At 63.8% G+C, this 4,762-nt stretch carries 4 protein-coding genes; all 4 read right to left on the reverse strand.

Annotated elements, in window-relative coordinates; all coding sequences use genetic code 11:
- Positions 1-98 precede the first annotated feature (98 nt).
- Genes EN955_RS33725 through EN955_RS33740 form a run of 4 tightly spaced genes read right to left on the reverse strand, consistent with a single transcriptional unit; the run spans position 99 to position 4,569 of the window.
- A complete protein-coding gene (locus EN955_RS33725; protein ID WP_024505293.1) occupies positions 99-1,088 on the reverse strand; it encodes an ABC transporter permease in 990 nt (329 codons plus the stop codon).
- Complete coding sequence (locus tag EN955_RS33730; protein ID WP_032899662.1) at positions 1,085-2,617, reverse strand: sugar ABC transporter ATP-binding protein; 1,533 nt, start codon at positions 2,615-2,617, stop codon at positions 1,085-1,087. The genes EN955_RS33725 and EN955_RS33730 overlap by 4 nt, the downstream gene beginning before the upstream one ends.
- 58 nt (positions 2,618-2,675) lie before the next feature.
- Positions 2,676-3,818: a substrate-binding domain-containing protein gene (locus EN955_RS33735; protein ID WP_127223554.1), complete on the reverse strand. Its 1,143-nt coding sequence runs from the start codon at positions 3,816-3,818 to the stop codon at positions 2,676-2,678.
- A 49-nt stretch (positions 3,819-3,867) separates the two neighbouring features.
- Positions 3,868-4,569, reverse strand: a complete 702-nt coding sequence (locus EN955_RS33740; RefSeq protein ID WP_024505290.1) for a GntR family transcriptional regulator — start codon at positions 4,567-4,569, stop codon at positions 3,868-3,870.
- Between the last annotated feature and the right edge of the window lie 193 nt (positions 4,570-4,762).

Consider the following 4,762-nt stretch of genomic DNA (forward strand, 5'->3'; position numbering starts at 1 on the left):
GTAGACGGCAATAGCGCGCGTCGACCGGCCAGACGTCCAGCGGCCGCCAATATACATCTTGCCGTCGATAGGCAGCCCGGTTTGCGCGGTCATGGCTGTTATCTCCGGTTCAACGAAACAGCGAGGATGATAATGACGCCCTTGACGATCTCCTGGATGGTCGTCGAGAGGCCGATGACCACCAGGCCGAAGGCAAGGATGCCGATGAAGATGGCGCCGATCACCGAGCCGATCACCGAGCCGCGGCCGCCGAACAGGCTGGTGCCGCCGATGATAACCGCGGCAATGACGTTGAGCTCGAGTCCGACGCCGACACTAGGGTTGCCGGCCGAAGCGCGTGCCGCCAGCATGTAGCCGGCGAAGGAGGCGCAGGCGCCGCAGATGGCAAAGGCCACCACCTTGGCGCGGTCGACGTCGATACCGGAAAACCGTGCCGCTGCTTCGTTGCCGCCGGTCGCCGCCATCTGCCGGCCGATCACCGACAGATGCAGCACATAGATGCCGGCCAGCGCGAACACCACCGTCCACCACACCGCAGCCGGCAGGCCGATCAGCGTGCCGTTGGCCATGATCTTGCCAAGCGTGCGGTCGCCGATCGGCACCGGAAGCGAATCCGTAAGCGTGAGTGCCGTACCGGACAGGATGCTGAGCATGCCCAGCGTCACCAGGAAGGAGGGGATGCGCAACCGGGTGACGATCAGGCCGTTGATCAGCCCGACCAGCGCCCCGAAGGCCGTCATCACCGGGATCGACAGCCACGGCGTGATGCCGGTCTGCATCAGTATGGCGCCGACCATGGCCGAAAGGCTGGCCAGCGCGCCGACCGACAGGTCGATCTCGCGGCACATGATCACCATGGTCATGCCGACCGCCATGATCGACACCACCGCGGTGATGCGGCCGATGGCGTTCGCCGTCGCCAGCGAGGCGAAGTTGGGCGCGTGCAGGATGAAGAACAGCGTGATCAGTCCGAAGACGATGAAGGTGATGTGGTCGCGAGCCAGGCGTTTCGCCCTCTGCCAGGCGAATGCACGTCTGGCGGCGGCCATGTCGGAGCTAAGGCCTGGGGTGAGGATCGAGTTGGTCATGCGGCCTCGTGTATGGTGGCGAGCTGTTGCAGCACGGTGCGGATTTCTTCCTCGCCGCGCGGTGTGGCCTCGCCCGGCACCAGCCGGCCGTCGACCATATAGATCAGCCGGTCGGCGAGACCGGCCAGTTCATCGAGTTCAGAGGTGATCAGCAGCACCGCCATGCCCTTTTCGGCAGCCCGCAGCACCAGCGTCCGCATTTCCGCCTTGGCGTTGACGTCGACGCCTGCCGTCGGCTCGTCGAGGATCAGCAGTTTTGGATTGCTGGCAAACCACTTTGCGAACACCACCTTCTGCTGGTTGCCGCCCGATAGTTCCGAAGCCGGTTGACCGGGCTCGCGGCAGGCGATGTGCAGCGCATCGCGAAAGCTGAGGAACATCTCGGTCTCGCGCCGCCACGACAAGACGCCCGGCCAGCGCGACGTCAGTTCGGCCAGATTGGGCAGAGCCACATTGGCGGCCAGGCTGTGTTGAGCGACCAGCCCTTCGGCCCTTCGGTCCTCCGGCACCAGCGCCATGCCTGCGCGGATGCGCGGCGGCGTCGCCAACGCGCCGATCTCGCGGCCGCTGAGCTGTACGTCGCCGCGCGCATCCGGGATCAGCCCGAACAGTGCCTTGGCAAGCGTCGAGCGGCCGCTGCCGACAAGGCCGGCGATGCCGACAATTTCGCCGGCGCGCACGGCAAGGCCGACATCGCGCAGCTTTCGCGCCGTACCGAGGTCAACCACCTCGAGGACGATTTCGCCCGGTTCGCGTCGTGCCTTCGGCTTCATCACCACGACGGAGGCCGACCGCGCCATCAACCGCGACACCTCGGGTATGGTGATCTGCTCGGTGGCAAACGGTCCCTGGATATGGCCGTCCTTGATGATGCTCAACCGATCGGCGACGCGAAAAATCTCCGACATGCGGTGGCTGATATAGACGACGCCGATGCCTGTGGCGCGCAGTTGGGCGATGGTGGCATGCAGCACCTCTTCTTCGCGCACGGTAAGCGACGAGGTCGGTTCATCCATGACGATCACCGAAGCGCCGCGCGACAGCGCCTTGAGGATTTCGACCTGCTGGCGCGCCGCGAACGGCAGATCTTCGACGAGCGCGTCCGGATCGAGCGCAAAGCCTTGCCCGGCGATCAGTTCGTCTGCCTCGCGCCGGATGCGGCGGCGGTCGATGCGCCCGCCAAACAGCAGCGGCTCGCGGCCAAGAAACAGATTGTCGGCGACGCTCATCGCTGGCACCAGGCTCAATTCCTGGAAGATCATCGCCACGCCGGCTTCGAGGCGCGCGCGCGTCGAAATGGAGGCCAACGGTTCGCCGCGTACCAGGATCGTGCCTTCATCGGGCGCGTGAATGCCAAGCAGCACTTTCATCAATGTGGACTTGCCGGCGCCGTTCTCGCCGAGCAAGGCGTGGACTTCGCCGCCCCGGACCTCGAAATCGACGTTGCGCAGCACGGTGTTGGCGCCGAACCGCTTGACGATGCCACGCATGGAAACCAGCGTGGGCAGGGGATTGTCGGCAGCGGACATGGCGATTCCCAAAAGAGGCGATATGGGCGGCGGGTCGGCCCGCCGCCCGGGATCGAGATCAGTAGCAGGCGCCGGCACAGGCCTTGACGACATCTTCCGGCACGTCCTGTTTGGTCACCTGCTTGAGGGCCGACAGAAGATTGGCCTTCTTCACCCGCAGCGAGGGCAACGAGATGTAAGGCGGCACCTGCTTGCCGAGCAGGGCGGCAGCACCTGCCTGGGCTTCGGCTATGCCGAGATCGTAAGGCAGTTGCGCACCGATGGCGATGATCTGGTCGCGGGCTATGTAGAGTGCGCTGTCCGGGCCGAGATCGTTGGTGGTGACGACGAGATCGTTGCGGCCGAGCGACTCGGCGCCGGCAAGCGTCTGCATGGCCGGGTCGCCCCACACCGCGAAGATGCCCTTGATATCAGGATGCGCGGTCAGCATGGCGACCGCCTTGTCATAGGCCTCGCGCGGCTGGGTGAATTTTTCGCGTGCCGCCACGGTGACGCCGGGATGGGCGGCGACCGACTTCTCGAAACCGGCAACGCGTGCCGCGATCGAATAGTAGGATTCCTGGATGTAGGTCATCAGGCCGACTTCGCCCTTGCCGCCGATCGCCTTGATCATCTCGTCGGTGGCAAACACCGCGTTCTGCTCGTTGTCGGATGCGACCACGGTGACGTAGTCCTTGCCGGGCGCCATGCCGTAGGCGACATTGTCCATGAACACGATCTTCACGCCGCTTTCGGAGACCCGCTTGTAGGTATCGGCCTGGCCCTTGGGGTCGATCGGCACCGAGAAGATCAGATTGACCTTCTGGGCGATCATGCCTTCGAGTTGGTCGGCCTGGGCGGTCGGCGCCTGCTTGGCGTCGGTGACCGCCACGACCTTGATGCCGTACTCGTCGAGTGTCTTCTTCAGCGCCTCGACCTGCAAAGTGTTCCAGGGCGAGTCCATCGCCTGCATCGCAATGCCGGCGGTGAAACTGCCGGCCTTGAGCTTCGCCAGCTCGTCTGCCGTGAAGGTCAATGAGGCGGCGGGGCTGGCCGGTACGCCATCGGGGAAGCCGACCACCGGCTGGCCGGTCGGCGACAACGGCAGCGGCACCATCGGTTCGGCGGCTTCCGGCGGCATGTCGGCGGCGACGACCGCCATGGGCGCGGCCGACAGCAACAAAGCGAGTGCGAGTGGACGAAGGCGAGACGGTCTGGTCACGAGTGTTCTCCGTATAGTTCCCCTGAGCGGTTGATTCCGCTTCAGTTTTTCAAAGAAAATATTGCGGCAGGTCCTTCTGAAGCCGTCGCAGTTCGCCTTCGTTGTAGCGAATGTGATGGGCGATGGTGTTTGCCGCCTTGCGAGGCCGTCCGGCCTCGATTTCGTCGACCACCATCGAGTGCTCGGCGTAGGAGATGGCGAGACGACCGGGGCGGGGCAGGCCGAGCCGGCGCACGCGCACCAGGTGCAGTCGTGCCGCCGCGATCTGGTCCCAGAGACCCGGCAAGCCGGCGAGTTCCACCAGCATGCGGTGGAAGGCGTCATCCGCGTCGTGGAAACCGTCCACGTCGCCGGCGGCCACAAGCTGGACCTGTTCCAGCAATTGGTTGCGCAGTGCCGTCACGACAGCGCTTTTCGGATGGGATGCGAGTTCATGCACGATCTGCGCCTCGACGGCGCTGCGCAGGAACGAACTCTCGATCACGTCGGCCGGTGAGATGCGCGAAACGTAGGAATTGACCTGCGGGATCACCGTGACGAGCCCCAGCCCAGCCAGGCGGTTGATCGCATCGGTCACCGGCTGTCGCGACACGCCGAGCTCCCTGGCGATGTCGTCCTTGAGCAGCAGATCGCCCGGCCGACGGTCGACCCGCACGATCGCCTTCAGCAGCGCTTCGAACACGAATTCGGCGCGGCTCCGGCGAACGGAAGCATCCACCACGACGTCTTCATCATCTTCATTTGCTGCCATTTCGACGCCCTTTGCCTGCGGTCGGTGGCCATAGGCTAAACACCAACAACCGCAGCGATCAAGCCAATTTTTGCCATTTTTGGAAATTAGGCATGCGGTATGCATATCAATTAATTGTTTTTATTAGATAATATTTTTACAGATGAACATACTAAAATTTCAGTTTGCGACTGGATGTGTTTCCAAATATGGA

Source organism: Mesorhizobium sp. M7A.F.Ca.CA.001.04.2.1 (genome assembly GCF_003998485.1).
Taxonomy (GTDB): domain Bacteria; phylum Pseudomonadota; class Alphaproteobacteria; order Rhizobiales; family Rhizobiaceae; genus Mesorhizobium; species Mesorhizobium ciceri.

Excerpts from the sequence above, each read along its gene's own strand:
- EN955_RS33725 (WP_024505293.1), bottom strand. The coding sequence starts at position 1,088 with ATGACCAACTCGATCCTCACCCCAGGCCTTAGCTCCGACATGGCCGCC.
- EN955_RS33730 (WP_032899662.1), bottom strand. The coding sequence starts at position 2,617 with ATGTCCGCTGCCGACAATCCCCTGCCCACGCTGGTTTCCATGCGTGGC.
- EN955_RS33740 (WP_024505290.1), bottom strand. The coding sequence starts at position 4,569 with ATGGCAGCAAATGAAGATGATGAAGACGTCGTGGTGGATGCTTCCGTT.